Annotated in this window: 16 protein-coding genes; 2 read left to right on the forward strand and 14 right to left on the reverse strand. The window is 28.6% G+C overall.

The window, feature by feature from the left end; genetic code table 11:
* On the reverse strand, positions 1 to 864 hold the full coding sequence (locus HUE53_RS03555) for an ABC transporter permease (RefSeq protein ID WP_014166571.1): 864 nt from the start codon (positions 862 to 864) through the stop codon (positions 1 to 3).
* Positions 865 to 992: 128 nt separating this feature from the next.
* Here HUE53_RS03555 and HUE53_RS03560 point away from each other — a divergent pair, with 128 nt between their 5' ends.
* A complete protein-coding gene (locus HUE53_RS03560; RefSeq protein WP_014166570.1) occupies positions 993 to 1,730 on the forward strand; it encodes a tyrosine-protein phosphatase in 738 nt (245 codons plus the stop codon).
* A gap of 252 nt (positions 1,731 to 1,982) precedes the next feature.
* Entirely contained in the window at positions 1,983 to 3,173 is a 1,191-nt protein-coding gene (locus HUE53_RS03565) for an acyltransferase family protein (protein ID WP_107317661.1), read from the forward strand.
* A gap of 287 nt (positions 3,174 to 3,460) precedes the next feature.
* Here the strand turns inward: HUE53_RS03565 and HUE53_RS03570 are convergent, their stop codons facing one another.
* Genes HUE53_RS03570 through rfbA form a run of 13 tightly spaced genes read right to left on the reverse strand, consistent with a single transcriptional unit; the run spans position 3,461 to position 19,424 of the window.
* Positions 3,461 to 5,830, reverse strand: a complete 2,370-nt coding sequence (locus tag HUE53_RS03570) for a GumC family protein (RefSeq protein WP_065213338.1) — start codon at positions 5,828 to 5,830, stop codon at positions 3,461 to 3,463.
* Between the two features lie 7 nt (positions 5,831 to 5,837).
* The gene (locus HUE53_RS03575) at positions 5,838 to 6,614 is read right to left on the reverse strand and encodes a polysaccharide biosynthesis/export family protein (protein WP_014166565.1); all 777 of its coding nucleotides are present in this window, start codon (positions 6,612 to 6,614) and stop codon (positions 5,838 to 5,840) included.
* A gap of 3 nt (positions 6,615 to 6,617) precedes the next feature.
* Entirely contained in the window at positions 6,618 to 8,567 is a 1,950-nt protein-coding gene (locus tag HUE53_RS03580) for a polysaccharide biosynthesis protein (RefSeq protein WP_065213339.1), read from the reverse strand.
* 45 nt (positions 8,568 to 8,612) lie between these two features.
* Positions 8,613 to 9,740 carry an aminotransferase class I/II-fold pyridoxal phosphate-dependent enzyme gene (locus HUE53_RS03585; RefSeq protein WP_107317660.1) on the reverse strand — a complete coding sequence of 376 codons (1,128 nt, stop codon included), beginning with the start codon at positions 9,738 to 9,740 and terminating at the stop codon, positions 8,613 to 8,615.
* The gene (locus HUE53_RS03590; protein WP_394368216.1) at positions 9,733 to 10,350 is read right to left on the reverse strand and encodes an acetyltransferase; all 618 of its coding nucleotides are present in this window, start codon (positions 10,348 to 10,350) and stop codon (positions 9,733 to 9,735) included. The genes HUE53_RS03585 and HUE53_RS03590 overlap by 8 nt, the downstream gene beginning before the upstream one ends.
* Positions 10,340 to 10,942, reverse strand: a complete 603-nt coding sequence (locus HUE53_RS03595) for a sugar transferase (protein WP_077225985.1) — start codon at positions 10,940 to 10,942, stop codon at positions 10,340 to 10,342. The genes HUE53_RS03590 and HUE53_RS03595 overlap by 11 nt, the downstream gene beginning before the upstream one ends.
* On the reverse strand, positions 10,935 to 12,086 hold the full coding sequence (locus HUE53_RS03600) for a glycosyltransferase family 4 protein (RefSeq protein ID WP_192188715.1): 1,152 nt from the start codon (positions 12,084 to 12,086) through the stop codon (positions 10,935 to 10,937). The genes HUE53_RS03595 and HUE53_RS03600 overlap by 8 nt, the downstream gene beginning before the upstream one ends.
* Complete coding sequence (locus HUE53_RS03605) at positions 12,087 to 13,214, reverse strand: hypothetical protein (protein WP_123906738.1); 1,128 nt, start codon at positions 13,212 to 13,214, stop codon at positions 12,087 to 12,089. It abuts the gene before it with no gap.
* Positions 13,195 to 15,087 (reverse strand): asparagine synthase (glutamine-hydrolyzing), encoded by a 1,893-nt coding sequence (asnB, locus tag HUE53_RS03610; RefSeq protein WP_077225982.1) that lies wholly within the window; start codon positions 15,085 to 15,087, stop codon positions 13,195 to 13,197. Before asnB ends, HUE53_RS03605 begins: the two co-directional genes overlap by 20 nt.
* A gap of 11 nt (positions 15,088 to 15,098) precedes the next feature.
* Entirely contained in the window at positions 15,099 to 16,148 is a 1,050-nt protein-coding gene (locus tag HUE53_RS03615; protein ID WP_192188716.1) for a glycosyltransferase, read from the reverse strand.
* 5 nt (positions 16,149 to 16,153) lie between these two features.
* Complete coding sequence (locus tag HUE53_RS03620) at positions 16,154 to 17,371, reverse strand: O-antigen polymerase (protein ID WP_077225980.1); 1,218 nt, start codon at positions 17,369 to 17,371, stop codon at positions 16,154 to 16,156.
* A complete protein-coding gene (locus HUE53_RS03625) occupies positions 17,368 to 18,555 on the reverse strand; it encodes a hypothetical protein (protein WP_077225979.1) in 1,188 nt (395 codons plus the stop codon). The genes HUE53_RS03620 and HUE53_RS03625 overlap by 4 nt, the downstream gene beginning before the upstream one ends.
* Positions 18,552 to 19,424, reverse strand: a complete 873-nt coding sequence (gene rfbA / locus HUE53_RS03630) for a glucose-1-phosphate thymidylyltransferase RfbA (protein ID WP_077225978.1) — start codon at positions 19,422 to 19,424, stop codon at positions 18,552 to 18,554. The genes HUE53_RS03625 and rfbA overlap by 4 nt, the downstream gene beginning before the upstream one ends.
* Positions 19,425 to 19,442 lie beyond the last annotated feature (18 nt).

Raw genomic sequence — 19,442 nt, forward strand, 5'->3', positions numbered from 1 at the left:
TTAAACTGTATCGATAAAACTTTTTTCTGTTTTATTAAAAATCACTAATCCTACTATAAAAATCATTATTGTTGTAAAGATTGTATAGACTAAACCATAAAATGAAATTTCCCCTTGATTAAGAAGAATAAACCTTGACGTTTCAACAATATAAGCTAATGGATTATATTCTACAAGCCAACCATATTTGGGCAATTTTTGGCTTACTAGTTCCATTGGATATACTACAGCAGATATATACATTAACAATTGAACACCAAACACTATCAAAAACGACAGATCTCTATATTTAGTTACTAACGAAGATATTATCATCCCTAATCCTAGTCCTAAAAGCCCCATAAGAACTATAAGAAAAGGAAAAAAGATCACATTAAAACTTATTATATTTTTCATTCCTAAAAACCAATAAAACCAATAAAAACCAATAAATATAATTAATTGAATGCCTAATTTCACTAAATTGGTTATTACTGTTGATAAAGGCATTATTATTCTAGGAAAATATACTTTACCAAAAATGTTTGCGTTTTTTTTAAAAGTGTCAGCGGTTTCATTTAAACATGCGGTAAAATAATTCCAAACTATTATTCCTGCCAAATTAAAAAGAAAAGAAGGTACTTCCCCTGTTTCAATACCTGCTACTTTATTAAAAATTATAGTAAAAGTTATTGCTGTAAATAATGGTTGAATAAAATACCATAAGGGGCCTAAAATAGTTTGTTTATAAACCGTAATAATATCACGTTTTACAAACATTATCAACAAATCCCTATATTTCCAAACCTCTTTTAAATTCAAATCAAAAAGCGAATATTTTGCTGTAATAATTTGATCCCATTTATCTTCTTGAGAAATATTCATTTTTTCTTAGTTAAAGACGCAACTTAGTAAAATATACTATTAAATACAATAAAAAGAAAAATTATCATTGTGTAAAGATTCTCTAATTCCATACATTTGTTGAATATAAAAAGAAATACAAAATATCTATGCTGTTTTTTACTAAATCAAAACCTTATTTAAGAGAATTTACAGAAAACCAATTTATTGATCTACATTCCCATATTTTACCAGGAATTGATGATGGAGCTAAAAACATAGAAGATACTATACATTTGATAACTACTTTATCTGATTATGGTTTTATACAGTTCATGGCAACACCGCACACCTTTTCAGGGTATTATGACAATACGTATGAATCTATAGCAATGAATTACCACAATACCAGTAATGAATTGAATAAAAGAGAGGTATCTGTCTCTATGAATTTCGCATCAGAATATTTAATGGATGATCATTTTGTCTCTCTCTTCAAAAAAAAGGAAATTCACACCTTAAAAGATCAATATGTTTTGGTGGAAATGTCTTATCTAAATGCTCCTATTAACTTGTTTGACATTTTGTTTGATTTACAAGTAGCGGGATATACTCCTATATTAGCACATCCTGAGCGTTACTTATTCTACCATCAGCAATTTGATTCTTATAAAAAGTTGAAAAACGCTGGATGCAAGTTTCAATTAAATTTATTATCCACTGTTGGCTATTATGGTAAAGAAGTAAAAAACGTAGCAGATCAACTACTAAAAGAAGGGCTAATTGATTTCGTAGGAAGTGATGTTCATCACAACAAACATTTAAACGCTTTTCAATCAAAAATAGAAATAAAAAATACAGACGCATTGAAAAATGCTATTCGAAATAATGATTATTTCAAAATATAATGTTTTATTTTTATAACCTTATTGTTTATGCTATCTTGACTATAATCATATTTATTTTAAAAATTATTTCTGTTTTTATTCCTTTTTTATCTTTATGTATTAGTCAAAAAACTATAGAGTACTGGCAGTTCTAATAGAAATCAGATGATGCTTTATACTATACTTTGATAAACATTTTTAATTATTTATTCCTAAACATAAACCTACTTAAATCTAAACAAATCATATTTCTTAAATCCACCTACTGCTAAAATGAATCCTTTAAATCCTTTCTTTGCAATTATAATTTTCTTTATTGCTTTTACAACAGCCTATATTATAAATTTAAAATTTAAAATAATAAATAACAACACAAGATATGAAACAATAGATGGAATAAGAGGTTTTCTTGCCATAGGTGTTTTTATTCACCATGCCTCTATATGGTTCCAATATTTACAAATCAAATCTTGGGTAGCTCCTAAATCAAACTTATATAATCAATTAGGGCAAACAAGTGTTTCTCTTTTTTTTATGATTACTTCTTTTTTGTTTATAACCAAGTTATTGAACTCTGAAAATCAAAAAATTAATTGGCCTATTATATTTATATCAAGATTTTTTAGGTTAGTACCTATGTATCTTGTTTCAATATTTTTACTAATATCAATTGTATTTATAATTAGTGATTGGCAACTCAATGTTACTCCTTTTAAACTTTTAAAAGAAGTGCTGCAATGGGGCACTTTTACCATTTTAAGTAGTCCAACCATAAATGATTTATCATTTACTCATATAATAAATGCAGGTGTTGTATGGTCACTTCCTTATGAATGGCTCTTTTATTTCAGCTTGCCTATTATCTCTATTTTAATTTTCAAAAAGAAAACATCCTTTTTTTATACTGTAATTAGCCTTTTTTTCATTCTTTGTTTTTTTAAAATTTATGGATCAAGTATTCCTCATCTACTTTCTTTTTTAGGAGGTATAATTCCTCCTTTTATCATTAAGTATAATACAAAAAAAATTAATTTTAATTCAAATTTTTACAGTATAATAATTTTATTATGTTTGGGATTAATTTTACTTTTTCATACTTCGGACAACTATATCTGTAAGCTTTTAATAATAATAGTATTTAACTTAATTGCTTTAGGCAATGAGATGTTCGGAGTTTTAAAAAACACTACATTAAAATTCTTAGGAGAAATCTCATATAGTACTTATTTAATTCACGGAATAATTATATTCATAACGCTTTATTTTGGTTTTAGTCTAGAGGTAGTAGAAAAAATGTCTCCTTCAACATTTTGTTCTATAATATTTCTAATTACCCCTATTATCATCTTAACTAGCTTTTTATCTTATAGAAACATTGAGAAACCGTTCATGGATTATTCAAAAAAAATTAATTATGATAAAATAAAGTATAGCATAACAGAATTTTACAAAAGAAAAGCGTAATTATAAAAACATCATAAAGATAAATTAGTAATGAATGGTCAAATCAAATCGTGTTTTTAGGCAGATTCAGAAGTAAGCCGAATACAATTAAAAAAACATAAAAAAATCCAATTTTGAAAAATTTTAAAATTGGATTCTTTATTACCAGTGGTATTTTGAACTAATATCACTAAAAATAGATTTAAACCCAAATTATGAATGAGTCTATTGTACCTAATATTAACAATAATGAGCTCGATACAATATCGAGCTCATTATTGTTAATATTAGGTACAAGTCTTATTATTTTACCTTATGACAAATAGATCTCTAAATTTTTCCCAGAACGTTTTCTGCCTTACTTCTTGACCGTATCCGTATCCGTATCCGTATCCATTTATTACATCGGTATCATTCAATACCATAGACATATTTGGTAATTTCCCTTCTCTGTAAATAGAACTTGGTATTTTCAATAATTCTTTTTCTAAATATTTAGCTCTAACTACATAAATAAAGGCATCAGCATTTTTAGCAATAAGTAAGGTATCTGTCACTAAACTTACAGGAGCTGTATCAACTACTATGTAATCATATTTTTCTTTTAAATAATCAAACATTTTCTCTAATTTTTGACTCATTAATAGTTCCGCAGGATTAGGAGGAATAACACCTGCTGGAAGAACATCAAAAGAATCATAATTAGGCAATTTAACTATATAATCTTCTATTTTTGTATCAATAGTTGTAAGATAATTAGTAACCCCTCTATTAGGTAATTGTAAATAATCGTCTAAACGAGGATTTCTAATATCCAATCCTATTAACAAAACCTTTTTACCTGTTAGTGCTATAGTACCCGCAAGATTTACTGTAACAAAAGTTTTTCCTTCGGCAGGTAAAGTAGAAGTTAAAAAAATCGTTTTAGCCCCAGTTTCTACTTTTGAATTTAAAATAAATTCAAGATTAGTTCGTACAATACGCATTGCTTCGGCCGCACTTGAACGACTTTCTAATTGAATAATTTCTTCGTGCGAATCGGAATGAGGTACATCTCCAAGGAATGGTATTCCTAACTTATCTAAATCTGCTTTTGTCTCAACCTTTGTATTTAATAAATCTCTTAAATAAATAATTAAACTAGGTATTAATAAACCTATTAAAATTGCCATGAAATAAATAATCAAAGGCTTGGGAGAAATAGCTTCTTCAGAAGCATAAGCTTTATCTATTATTTTAGAATTAGGGGCTGTAGCAGCCAGTGTAATTGCTGTTTCTTCTCTTTTTTTGAATAAATACAGGTATAATTCTTCCTTAATTTGTTGCTGGCGAAATATACCTCTATATTCTCTTTCTAGCTTAGGAACTTTATTTAATTTTGAATTTAATAAATTACGTTCCCCTAATAAATCGTTGTTTTTTAGCTCTAAAGCTGATTTTTGTTTCGATAAACTTTGAGCTATAGACCCTTTTAAAGTTAAAATACGATCATTTAATTTCTCTATATTCGGATTATCCGATGTTGCACTTTTTAATAATCTATTGCGTTCAATCACTAACATATTAAACTCATTGATTAACCCAGCTGCTGATGCGTTATCAGAAGGAATTAAATTTATAGGCAAAACATCTGTCTTATCACTCTTCAATTGAGCAATCATCATATTGATAACAGACAACTGAGTTCCAACAGAAACTTTCTCTGTATTAAACATAGATGCTGTTTTTAAATCCAATTCTACCTCAGCAGAAATATCGGTAAGCTCGTTATTCTTTTTATATCTTTCTATATTTTGCTCAACTCCTTGTAATTCTTCTGTAACGATAGCTAGACGATCATTAATAAATTTTGCAGTCTTCTCTGATATTAAATTCTTATCAAGAATAGCATCTTGGTTATAGTTTACTACTAGCTTATCTAAGAAATCAATGGCTCTTTGAGGTACTGGATCTGTAAAAGTAATTTCCACTACATTTGTTTTTTTATTGAGTGGTTGAACAGAAATCATTTTTTGAACGCTACTAATTTCTTTATCCAGATCTTTTATAGTTACCTGATACGTTCCTTCTTGATTATATTTTAGCTTTCCATCATCCTTATAAACAGGTGTTCTCTCTACAATAAAATTACCCAATCTTGCAGTTTTTATAATCTGATTGTAACGATATTCTCCTATTAAATCTTTATTTTGGCTATACAATAGAAATTTTTTAACGCCTTTTAATTCTACTAGAAGAGTTGTGTCTAAATCTATCTTTTCTTTATTTTCAAAGAAGAATTTTATGGGACTCTTTCCATAAACATTCGTAGTCTTAATCCTCCCAACAGCATAATAATTTATATTAAATCCGCCTGACAACAAGGTTTTTCTTATAATGTTTCTAGATTTTAAGATTTCAATTTCATCATCAATCTTATTTTTAGTTCCTCCAAAACCACTAATATCTTCTAAAGCAGAAAGCTCAGATGCCAAACCTCCTGATTCTTTATCTTTTATTAATACCGTAGTAGATGCTTTATATATAGATGTTGCATAACGTAAATAAACTTTTGTTAGACATAGTAACAGCATGATTAAGACAACAAACCAATACCAATTTATCAAAAATTTATTTAGTATCTGTTTTATATTTATTTCACTAATATTTTCTTCTTGGGGCATGAAATTATTTTGCATTTTATCATTATTTTTTAAACAATAGTACTAGTGATATAAGAACAGAACTCAACGAAATCCAAACGGGTATATTTTGGTTAAATGTAGAGGCATTAGCTCTTGCTCTATTAGGTTCTATATAAATTAGATCGTTCTGCTTCAAATAATAATACGGTGAGTTCATAAAATCAGACTTCGTTAAATCAATTCTATGATATGTTTTCTTCCCTTCATTTTCTCTTATTAATAAAAGATTTTCTCTTTTTCCATAGATGGTCAAATCACCCGCTAAACTTAAAGCTTCGGGCAGTGTAATACGTTCACTAATTACATTAAAACTACCTGGTTTTACAACCTCTCCTATAACACTTACTTTAAAATTCATTATACGAATATTAACAATAGGATTTTTTATATACATTTTTAATTTATTCTTTAATAAATTAATTGCTTCTTCTTTTTTTAATCCTCCAAAAGTTAAAGTTCCTATAACGGGAAATTCTATTTGGTTTTTTTGATCTACCAAATACAATTGTTGCTGTCTCTGACCGGGTGCTCCTTGATTATTAACATTGGGTGCCGTGGTACTTTCTAAATTGAACGGAGCTGCTGCCTCAGGATCTGGAGCAGAAACTGTAATTAGTAACAAATCATCGGGTTGTATTTTAGGTTCAAAAAACACTACACTTTCAAAATTCGAATTATTAGATAAATCCGAATAATACGCTATCTTTTTTTGTTGCGAACATCCTAATACAAAAAAAGAAATTATTCCAAAAATAATTAAATAAATTTTACCTCTCATATATCAATTTTTATCTAAAATTTCATAATCCGAATTTAAACTTTTAAATTCTGGCACGATCATTTTCATATATCCTACTATATCATTATTAGAATAGTTAAATGTAGTATCAATCAATAATTGAATATTTTCTTTCACACATTTATAATCTTCTATCATATCCTGAGCGACTAATATTTTTTCATGATGAGTAGGCAAGGTTTTTGAATCGTCTTTCAATAATTCTTCGTACAATTTTTCACCAGGTCTTAGCCCTATTTCTTTTATTTTAATATCTACGTTAGGTATTAAACCTGCTAATCGTATCATTTTTTCTGCCAAACTATAAATTTTAACAGGTTTTCCCATATCAAAGATATAGATTTCTCCTCCATTCCCCATAGTTCCTGCCTCCAAGACAAGTTGACAAGCTTCAGGAATAGTCATAAAATATCGAATTATGTCTTTATGGGTAATAGTTACTGGACCTCCCTCTGAAATTTGTTTTGTAAACAAAGGAACCACAGAACCATTAGATCCTAAAACATTTCCAAAACGAGTTGTAATGAATTTTGTTGTTTTGATATTCTTTTTTAATAATTCAAAATGTAATGATTGAACATACTTTTCTGCAATTCGTTTACTTGCCCCCATTACATTGCTCGGATTTACAGCTTTATCTGTTGAAACCATTACAAAACGATCTACTTGATATTGAACTGCTAGATCAGCCAAATTACTAGTTCCCATTACATTAACAAATATTGCTTGGGATGGATTTTCCTCCATCAAAGGCACATGCTTATATGCTGCTGCATGGTATACAATTTTAGGCAAGTATTTTTTAAACAATATTTCCAAACGCTGTTTATCTCTTATATCAGCGACCTTAGCAATAATATTAATAGAAGATGTATCATATTTATCTAACTCAATTAATAGGTTATGCAAAGGACTTTCTGCTTGATCTATTAATAACAATACATCGGGTTTAAAATCTATTACTTGTCTAACTATTTCGCTTCCTATAGAACCTGCCGCACCTGTAATTAAAACCGTTTTATTGGTATGTGTACTAGAAATCGCTTTATTATTTAAAACTATTGGCTTCCTATCTAATAAATCTTCTATCTCAAAACTCTTAATTTTTTTTGAAATTTCTTTTTGATTCTCCCAATCTGTAACAAGAGGCACTGTAAAAACTTTAATCCCTAATTCTAAACATTCATCTACGAGTTGGATTTGATCTTCTCTTGTTAAACTCTTATCAGCAATAACTAAACCTGACACATTATTTTGTTCAAATAAATTCGAAAGATTTTCTCTAACACAAAATATAGGCAGCCCCAATGCTCTTTTAGAATCATTAGATTGATACTTGTCTATAAAACCTTTTATATGAAATCGTTTCGGTATTTCTGACAATAGAGCATTTGCCACGGCTATAGCATTCGCATCTGAGCCATAGATAAGTAGTATTTCTTGTTTCCCTACTAAAATATTAGAAAAATATATTTCAAATACTTTTTTGACAAAAACTCTATAAAAAAAAAGTAAACAAAAAACTATAAAAGAGTTTACTAACAAGGCAGTCGTAAAATATAAATCTACGGAAAAAAAAGTTTTACTAAAAGCATCTATTATTACTAATGATGAAAAAGCAAAAAATTGTGCAAAAAAAATTTTAACAGCATCTACTATAGAAGAATGCCTAATTATACCTGAATACGTTTTGAATATCCAAAAGAAGAAAATATTAACGAAAAAATATAAGGGAATTTTAATTCCTTCGTATTGCGTTGTTATAAATTTAAGATTAATTCCTTTAAATAAATAATAGGTTAATGCCGTAGCAAAACTAATTACTAGAATATCTAAAAAAAGAACAGACCATCTAGGCAAATAACCTACATTATTTAAGTCAATTTTAGACAGAATTTTATTATTAATTTTTTTATTTAAGTACTCTCTCACTTCTTAAAGAACATTATTTTTAATTTAGTTTTTTCAGGCTACAAATTACCGAAAAAATAATTGAAGTTCCGAGAGAATTCTCTCTTTTTCACTTTCTGTCAAATTAGAACCTGAAGGCAAACATAAACCTCTTTCAAATAAATCCTCTGATATTCTCGCTCCGTAATGAGGATATGATTTAAATATTGGCTGAAGGTGCATAGGCTTCCAGAGTGGTCTTGTTTCAATATTTGCTTTTTCAAAAGCTAAACGGAGTGCTTCTCTTTGTTCATAAGACTCTAATAGGACCGCACTTAACCAGTGATTTGAATAAAAATTGTCCGTTGGCTCACTTAAAACAATTACATTTGGAATATTTACAAAGAATGCCTTATAGAACTGATTCATCTCTCTTCTCAACTCAACATGTTTGTTTAAGACTTCCATTTGCCCACGTCCTATACCCGCACAAACATTACTCATTCTATAATTATAACCTATATGACTATGCTGATAATGAGGTGCATCATCACGAGCCTGAGTCGAAAGAAATACTGCTTTTTGCTTAATACTTATATCATCTGTCACCAACGCTCCCCCTCCAGAAGTTGTAATAATTTTATTACCGTTAAAAGACAGTATACTAATATCTCCTAATGTTCCACATTTTTGTTTTCTATAGGAACTCCCTAATGCTTCTGCACTATCTTCTACAACAGGAATTTGATATTTTTGAGAAATTGCTTTTATTTGATCGTGCTTGTACGGCATTCCATATAAGTGAACCGCTATTATTGCTTTTGGCTTTTTCCCTTTAGAAATTCTATCTTTTATAGCTTCTTCTAAAGCAATTGGACACATGTTCCAAGTTTCAGATTCACTATCTACAAAAATAGGAATTGCTCCTTGATATACAATAGGGTTTGCTGAAGCCGAAAATGTCATACTCTGACAAATTACTTCATCACCTGCTTTAATATCTAAAAGAATTAAAGCTAAATGTAAAGCGGCTGTTCCTGAACTTAAGGCAGCAACGCTTAAATTTTCACCTAAGTATCTTTCTAAGTCTTGCTCAAAACCATTCACATTAGGCCCTAGTGGTGCTACCCAATTGGTTTCAAAAGCTTCATTAACATACTTTTGTTCGTTCCCTCCCATATGAGGAGAGGAAAGCCATATTTTTGTATTATTCATTTGAATTATATTTTATTACTTTTCCAGGATTTCCTACAACAACAGCATAATCTGGCACATCCTCTATGATAACTGCTCCAGCACCAATAGTTGACCATTTCCCTATTTTTATCCCTTGTATAATGGTAGCACCAATACCAATATGACTTCCTTCTCCTACAAAAACATTTCCTGCCAGTGAAGCATTTGGCGAGATATGCACATAATTTTCAATCCAACAATCATGGTCAACAGATGCTGAAGTATTTATAATACAATGTTTACCAACCTTCACATGAGCATTTAAAACTACACCAGCCATTATAACCGTCCCTTCATCTACACTAGAAAATTTAGATATTATAGCTTTTGGATGAATAGCAATAACAAAGTTAACATTTAGAGTACTCACAATTTTTTTTCTCGTCAAATTATTACCAATCGCTATTATGCAGTTATCAAAAGGATGAAATTTAAATTTTTTAGAATTAATAATTGGAAAATCAAAAATAGTTTTTAATTTTCCCACATCATCAATAATAGTTTTTATTTGAATTTTGTTTTCAAATAAAATATCTATTATTACTTTACAATGCCCACTAGCTCCGTATAATATTATCTTATTGTCCATTAAATGGTTCTATTGTCGCCGAGTCAACGGCATTTATCCCTTCTTTTTTAATTACTTTCAAAAATGTCAAAAATAAAATTTTTATATCAACTAAAAACGAAATATTATCAACATACCAAACATCATATTGAAATTTCTGATCCCATGATATAGCATTACGCCCATTTACTTGAGCCCAACCAGTAATTCCTGGTTTAACCTCATGCCTTCTGTTCTGAAAATCATTATACAAATGCAGATATTGAGTTAATAATGGTCTTGGACCAATTAGACTCATATCTCCTTTTAAAACATTAAACAATTGAGGTATTTCGTCTAATGATGTTTTTCTTACTAGATTTCCTATAATAGTTAATCGATCTGCATCTGGCAAAAGTATACCATTCGCATCACGTTCATCCGTCATTGTTTTAAATTTATATATTTTAAAGACTTTTCCATTTTTCCCTGGTCTTGGTTGCACGAAAAACACATTCCCTTTATTTACAATAAACAAGCCAACAAAAACAAGGACAAAAAAAGGACTTAGAATTACAATTCCTATAAGTGTTGCTAAGAAATCTAACAATCTCTTTAAAAAAAAATTATACATGTTCTAAATTTTCATATTCATTTCGTATCGCTTCCCAAATTATTTTTTGCTCATATCTTGAAACTATCATCTGACGAGCATTTGATTTAAGTTGATCAAACAAACTTTTTTCTTGGTATACTTTTCTCATTGCTTCTTCAATTGCTTTACTATTCTTCACTGGAATAATCAAACCATTTTTTTCTTCTTCAATGATTTCGTTACAGCCATTAATATTAGAAACAATAGCGGGTAATCCCATAGCACCAGCTTGCATCACTACATTCGGAAAACCTTCACGATAACTAGGGAAAACCAACACATTCGCAACCTTAAAATAGGGTCTTACATCCGATTGGTAGCCTACATTTATAATATTTATATTTTCGTCAATTTCAGTTAAAGTTTCAGGTAATAGAGGATCTAAATCAGATTCCAACGGACCTACTAACAATAACTTTGTTTTACTTAAATTCAAATTGGTAAAGGCAGTAATCAACTCATTAATTCCTTTATCTTTTACTAACCTCCCCACAAAAATAAAAACAAAATCATCTTTTGCAATATCTAACTGTGCTTTTAACTTTAAGGTTTCTTCTTCAGAAATTTGTTCAGATGCAAAAAATGCTGTATTGATTCCATTTGAACTCCCATTTCCTATAATTTTAATCTTTTCTTTTGGCGCAAAATTATTTTCCAAAATAAATTCTTCAAGTCCTTTCGAGTTTGGATAGACTTTAGTAGCACAAACGTAAGTTAATTTTTCTACTAGATTTAAAATTTTTCTTTTTACACCTACTGCTTCCATCAACGGAAGTCCTGCTACGGTGTGTAATCTATGTGGAACACCAGCGATTTTTGATGCTATCATACCCACCATACCCGCTTTAGGTGTATGGGTATGTACAATTTCTGGTTTATTTTTCAATAGAAAAACAATCAATCTAAAAATTGCTATTGTGTCTTGTATTGGTGTAATTTTACGAGTAAGATTTAAACAAAAAGTAGCCACTTGATTTTCCTTACCGAATTTTTCTAAATTCTCATTCTCAGACGAAATAGCTACTACATGATAATATTGACTCATATAAGTCAACTGCCCCGTTAAAAGTTTTTCAAGCGATATTGGAACTGTGGTTATCCTAACTATTTTTTTATTTTTCATTTAGTTTATCTTTTTTAGACTCTGCGCCATGACATAAAAGAACAGAGGATAGAACATCAATCGCATTCTGGAAGCTAAACCCAAATTATAGATATAAATGCTTAGAAACAGAAATATCGAAATTGATGTATAAAGTGCAAATTTAGCATCTAATTCAAACCAATTCCTAGTCTGGTTGTAGAATTTTTTGAAAAAGAAATACATAACAACCAACAAGAGCATTAGATTTTCAATTGAAATAATAATTTGAAAGAAATTTTCAACTTTATAAAACAACGGTAAACACAACAACATCAACACCCTCCCTATATAACCCAGATCTGCTAAATAGTTTGATGCGGTATGTTTTTCTACATAATTCTGATATCCTTCGAATTTCAACAGTATCGATTCAATACTAAGAGACTCCAATTTTAAAAATTGGGTCATAAAAAAGACTACTCCAAAAAAAGAAAGTAGTACAATTGGAATCCAAAACTTTTTATCAATTATATTCTTATATTTTTCAAATAAGACAAACACTAAAGACAACAATACTATTACTCCAACGTAAGGGCGCACTAAAAACAAGAAAAATAATGCCACTAAAATACTCCAACTTAATTTCGTCTTTTTTAATTTGTAAAGTATAAATACTAACGTTACAAATACCACACAATCTTTACCTGGCAAGACGCTCCAAAAATGAAAAGAGGGCACTAACAGAGTATACTGTAACCAATGTATTTTTCCTGAATCTAATTCAGAATATCGTTTAAACAATAAGAGAAATGGAATAAAACTCAAAAAAACAGAGAGCAAATACAATAGCTCAAAGTTAAATCCTATTTTAAAAAGCAAACGATATAAATGTATAAAAAAGTTATGTCCAACAAAATTAAATCGATCTTTAGAAGATGTATTTGTTACTTCTATCAGATAACCTTGTATATCCGATATAGGATTTTGAATTATAATTTCATACCCTAAATAACCTATAACAAAATGCTCTAACATTAGAAAAAAAAGAAAAAAAATCTGTTTTTTATTAGATATATTGAAATAATTTTTTTTGAGAAATAAACTAATCAATAGAACTTCTATCAATACAACTAAATCAATAGAAAAATCAGCTATCATAAGTCTCAAAATACCATTTTTGGAAACAATAAAAAGTCCATACTCTAAAAGTATTATCTTTTTTCCCACTTAGATGATTCGATACTAACTCCTGAATATATGCGATATTAAACAGGTCTTGCTTTAAAAGAAATTCAGTTTCAATATAACGCAAAAGCTCTGGCTTTAAAAATCCTCTTAACCAATCCCCTACTGGCACTCCAAAGCCTTTTTTAGATTTATCGAGAAATTTTTCAGGGAAATATTGTTTAAATGATTCTTTCAAAAGGTGTTTTTTGTCAAATCCTTTCAAAAGGTAATTTTCTGGTAACTGCGAGGTAAAATTCCATAGTTTTTTATTCAAAAATGGAGCACGAGATTCTAAAGACGATAGCATAGTTGTTCTATCCACTTTTACTAGCATATCCCCTTCCAAACTCAACATTCTATCAATATTTCTAAATTCTGTAAGTCCTAAATTTTCTTTAGTAATTTTAGCTTTATAATAATTTAAAGCCTCTGTACATTGATCTTTAGAATACAATAAATCTTCTAATTCATTTTTTTGAAATGCTAAAGAAATAATATTATAATAGTAATCCCCTTCATAATTCATTGCATTCATAAGTCTATTTAACTTAAATGCAAATCCACGCTGATCATCTTTATTAACCACAAATTTTGACACTCCTGTTTTAATCCAGTTATTTACACTCTCAGGCACTATTGAGGTATACTTTTGGTTTAATTTCCCCATATAATATTTATTATACCCTCCATATACTTCGTCCCCCCCATCACCGGTTAAGGCCACTGTAACTTTTTGGCGTGTTTTATTTGCTACTAAAAAAGTTGGTAAAGCTGAAGAATCCGCAAAAGGCTCATCAAAATTCAAAAGAATTCGATCCACATCTTGCATCAAGTCTTTTTCTGAAATAATAAATTTATGATGGTTACTACCTATTAAATTAGCGACCGTAGTTGCTTTTTCAGACTCATCAAATTCTTTTTTATCAAAACCTATTGAGAATGTATCAATTTTTTTATTGGTCTGTTGCGCTAAACATAAAGAAACAATTGAAGAATCAACCCCTCCTGACAAAAATGTTCCCAAAGGAACTTCTGACTCAGAACGACTTAAAACGGATTCTTGAACCAAATCGTGATTTACCTTAACCGCATCGGACTTTGATAGTTTTCTATAATTTTCATACACTGACTCTTTGATCGTGTGAATGGAAAAACTTATATTATTCAAATTAATTTCCAAATAGTTATTAGCTTCTAATTTAGAAATCCTTTCATAAATAGTAAAAGGGGCAGGTATATAAGTCAGTTGAAAATAAAGATTTAATCCATGCTTTGAAATTTCAGGTTTACGAGATAATTGATTTACTATTGATTTCAATTCACTCCCCCAATAAACACCTTCATCTGTTTGTGAATAATATAATGGTTTCTCCCCAAAATAATCTCTAGCTATAAATATTTTATTTTTGATTTTATCGTAAATACTAAAAGCAAACATACCATCAAGCATACTGAAAGCATCCACACCGTAGTGAATATATAGGTTCAAAATAACTTCGGTATCTGATTTGGTCTGAAACTGATACCCTAAATCTAAGAGTTGCTGTTTTAGTACACGATAATTATAAATTTCGCCATTAAACACAATAGTATAATTACCATCTGTACTATATATAGGCTGCTTACCTGATGACAAGTCGATAATTGACAATCGTTGCATGGCAAAACCAAGGATACAATTTTCTAAAGACTTAACAAAAAAACCATTTTGATCAGGTCCTCTATGATGTATAAGAGCATTCATACGCTCTAAGTTATTCATAGCTGCTTGTTCATTTATCGATTGTATTACAAAACCATTTATTCCGCACATAACTGATATCTTTATAGTTTTTTCAAAATAGATATGTATTGATTTTTATTGTTTTCAACACAATAAAAATCAAAAAAACAATTATAATTATCCATTCCTACTCGATTAAAAACTTCCCTGTTTTCAAAAACTTTTCTAATTTCAATCTCCCAATCAGAGCTAGAACTAGCATGAAGATTTTTTTTATTTCTATTAATTTTAACATTAGCTTCTAGAGGCGTAGAAATTGTTGGCTTACCACAAGCCATATATTGAATTAGTTTAAACCCACATTTTCCCTTATTGAAAAAATTATCAACAAGAGGCATTATACCAACATCAAATTTATTTATCCAGTATACTTCCGTATCAGCAGACCAAGGTATAATTTTATAATTAATTCCTTTCAACTTATATTCCAAATCAACATCAAACCCAACTAAATATAAACAATAACCAATATCATCAATATTTTTAAAAACCTGAACTAAGTCTATTAAATTAATACTAGTAGACTTTGATCCAATCCAGCCCACAATAAAATTATCATTTTTAATTTTTAAATTTGGTTTAGGATATTTAATACAACTAACAGAAGTTGGAATTTCTTCTACACATATATTATTTTTCTTTGCATAATATGTCAAATATGGACTACCTGTAATTACCTTTTTAGCGTTTTTAATAACTTTTTTTATTTTATCTCTAAATAAAAATCTTATTATTATATTAGAATGTGAATCATAATTATGAAAAATCGCATCATCAAAATCAACAATATACTTAATTCCAAAAAGGTGTAATAAAGCCTCAAAAAAAGGAAAGAAATATGGAAATAATTCATATTCAATATATACATTTTTAATTTGCATAATCTTGAATAACTGAACTAATCTAAGGAAATATCTTTTCAGAACATAAACAACTTTTCCTCCTCCCCTTACAGTGAAATATTTCTTATCAAATAAAGGATAGACTTTACAAATTATTCCTTCAGCCTCATAATGTTTTATATATTGATATATCCTATACCGACTACTAGGTCCCGACTCATCATATTTTGTAAAAAAAATAAACTCCATGAATATTATTTAAACTTATATTTTTTTTTTGTACTTATCATAAAATATACACCAATCATTAAAAATAACCAGATTGGAAAATTATTTATTTTAGGGGTAAAAAAAGCCATTAAATTAACATAACAAACATTTGAATAAGCATATAAACCAAAAGGATTTGCCCCTCTCAAAAAAAAGAGTCCTAAGCTATTCAATAAAAAGGAGTGTAAAAAAATGGCAAACATTACATATAGAAAACCTCCATCTCTATAAAAAGGTTCTAAAAAAGTTCCTACATTAGTAGGTGAAGGAATAAAATAAAACTCGTTAATTAAAGAACTTGGCTCTTCTGTTAATCCTAATGAATTTGTAATTTTCAACAAAGGATACATTGTTCTATCTATATTTAGCTCATCTATATTTTCGTTCTCTATGATGTGATTAAAATAAGCAAAAGATGAAGTCCCATAGTATACAAAACTCTGAGCTGATGGAGAAATATTCCATCCTTTATACATTTTTTCATCAGTATCTTTACCTGCCAAAATTGCTATTGCAGAAAAGAGACCATACACCACTATCATAAAAAATAAAGAGTAAAATATAATTTTAAAATTATTAATCTTATGATAAACAAATGGAAGTATAGCAATCAATGAAGTAAAAATAATCCATATAGGTCTCGTCCTATCAATAAAGAGTAAATTTTCAAAAAATGTAATCAAAATAAAAAGATAATATATTTTTTTACTTTTCATTTCTTTTATAACACATAAAGAAATAGAAACCGCTAACCATGAAAAATAACTAAGCTGAATTCCTATTGAATCCGAAAAATTATCCCCTTCAATTCTAATTTGTTTAGAATCATCTGAAAAAATCATTCCAAGAAAAAAACTAACTCCTCCAAAATAAGAAATTAATTTGACCAAATACATAATGAATCCAATATTTCCTAAGCTATAAAAAACAAAAATAAATCTCTTAATTTTATTTATATCTAAGTATTGTAAAGAAGAATAAAAATTAAAATCATTAACAATTCTATTTTTGTACAATTTTAAATAAAGAAAACTTGATACAAAAAAAAACAAAGCACTTATAATAAATATAAAATGAGAATAATTATTACACTCATTATATTCTATTATACCCAATATATAAGAAATATAAAAAAAAGTAAATGTTATAAATCCATAGAAAGAGGGCACATATATTAAAAATTTCAAATCTCTTCTCATCATTTTTTTTTAAATAAAATTAAAACAATAAAAAATAACATTTGCAAAGGAACACTCCACAAAACAATAGATTTTATTTCTAAGAACATTAATAAAATTTGAAATATAATACTCAAAAAAATACTCAAAAATAGATTAAAATTCAGATTGTTAACTTTTTTAACTTTCAACATTCCCAGAGTAATCATATTAACAAAAATAATCATTACCGAAATTAAAAAATAAGGTAATACATCATAGTAAGTTATTATTGAATTCCCTTTCCAAAAAAATAAGTACACAAAAAAAAATAGAGCCAGCAAAAAAAGATAAAAAATTATGGCTAATCTATTTTTATTTATATGATTCAAAAAATCTTCCCTTTTAGTAACAACCATTTCTGAACCATATAAAAAAACTAAAGAAACTAGTACACCTGATATTAATTCTGGAAATCTTGTCAAAAAAAGATATTTTTGTAATTCATCACTATTATACCCGAACCATATCATAGAAACAGTTCCTAATGAAAATATTATTTGATCATATTTAAATAATATATAATTCAGTAATTGCTGAATCCCCAACTTAAATTCAAGTTTAGGATTTAATTCAATAGCAACAATTTGATTATAAAATTTGAAAGTGATCAAAAATCTAATAAAGGAACATAATAAGAAAATCAATATAAATTCACTTTTATTAAGATTCATAAAAAATTCAAGTATAAGAAATACAATAAAAAACAATGGATATGATAAAAAATTAGATAAAAAAACTTGTTCGAATAATCTTCTGGCTCCCAATTGAACAATTATAAGTATTGAAATCACATCTAATATTAGCAATAAAAAAACTAAAAAGGAATCTAACAAATCTTTTTCTAAAAAATAAATTATCAATGAAAAAAACAAAGCTAAATACAACCCATTATTTTTCATATAACATAAGGGATCATATTTCTTTGAAGCATCAACTAAAAAACTAGCATACAACTGATTATCAACACCGAACTTACAAACGGTCAAACCAATCATTTGATATTGGGCAAAAAGTATAACTTGTAAAGCTATATCCGATTTTATAAAGTTCAATCCACCAGAAGCCAAAACTATAAATCCTATAGACGTTAGTAAACCAGAACTCAATAACTTCAATGAATGACTTAAAAAATCTTTTACAAAATTTAATTTTTCTTTATAAATCACAGGGTTAGTTTTCTCAAATACTCTGCATAACTACTTTTCCCAAGTCCTTCTGCACATTTATTAAACTCTTCTTTAGAAATAAACCCTTTACGATAGGCTACTTCTTCAATACAAGCAATTTTTAAACCTGTACGCTTCTCAACCGCCTTAACAAATTCAGTCGCTTCGGTTAATGATTCATGAGTACCCGTATCTAACCAAGCGAAACCACGTCCCATTAACTGCAAGTTCAATGCGCCTTGTTCTAAATACGTTTGATTAACAGTTGTTATTTCTAATTCACCGCGATGCGAAGGCTTAACATTCTTAGCTATTTCTACTACTGAATTCGGATAAAAATACAAACCAACCACGGCAAAATTTGATTTTGGATCTAAAGGTTTCTCTTCTATTGATAACACTTTACCATTTTCGTCAAATTCGGCAACACCATAACGCTCTGGGTCATCTACATAATAGCCAAAAACAGTTGCTTCATTCTTTTCTTTTACGGTATTAACCGCACTATTCAATAAATTTTGCAATCCTGCTCCGTAGAAAATATTATCCCCTAAAATCAAACACACATCACCGTCACCAATAAATTCTTCACCAAGGATAAAGGCTTGTGCTAATCCGTCTGGTGAGGGTTGTTCAACATAAGATAATTGCATTCCTAATTGACTGCCATCGCCAAATAATCTTTTAAAGTTTGGCAAATCATGAGGTGTCGAAATAATTAAAACCTCTTTTATCCCCGCAAGCATTAAAACCGACAAAGGGTAATAAATCATTGGTTTATCATATATGGGCAACAATTGCTTTGAAACCACTTGTGTAAGTGGGTGCAATCTTGTTCCTGAACCTCCTGCTAATATAATTCCTTTCATAGAAATTTAGAATCTAGA

Source organism: Flavobacterium columnare (assembly GCF_014844295.1).
Classification (GTDB): Bacteria; Bacteroidota; Bacteroidia; order Flavobacteriales; family Flavobacteriaceae; genus Flavobacterium; species Flavobacterium columnare.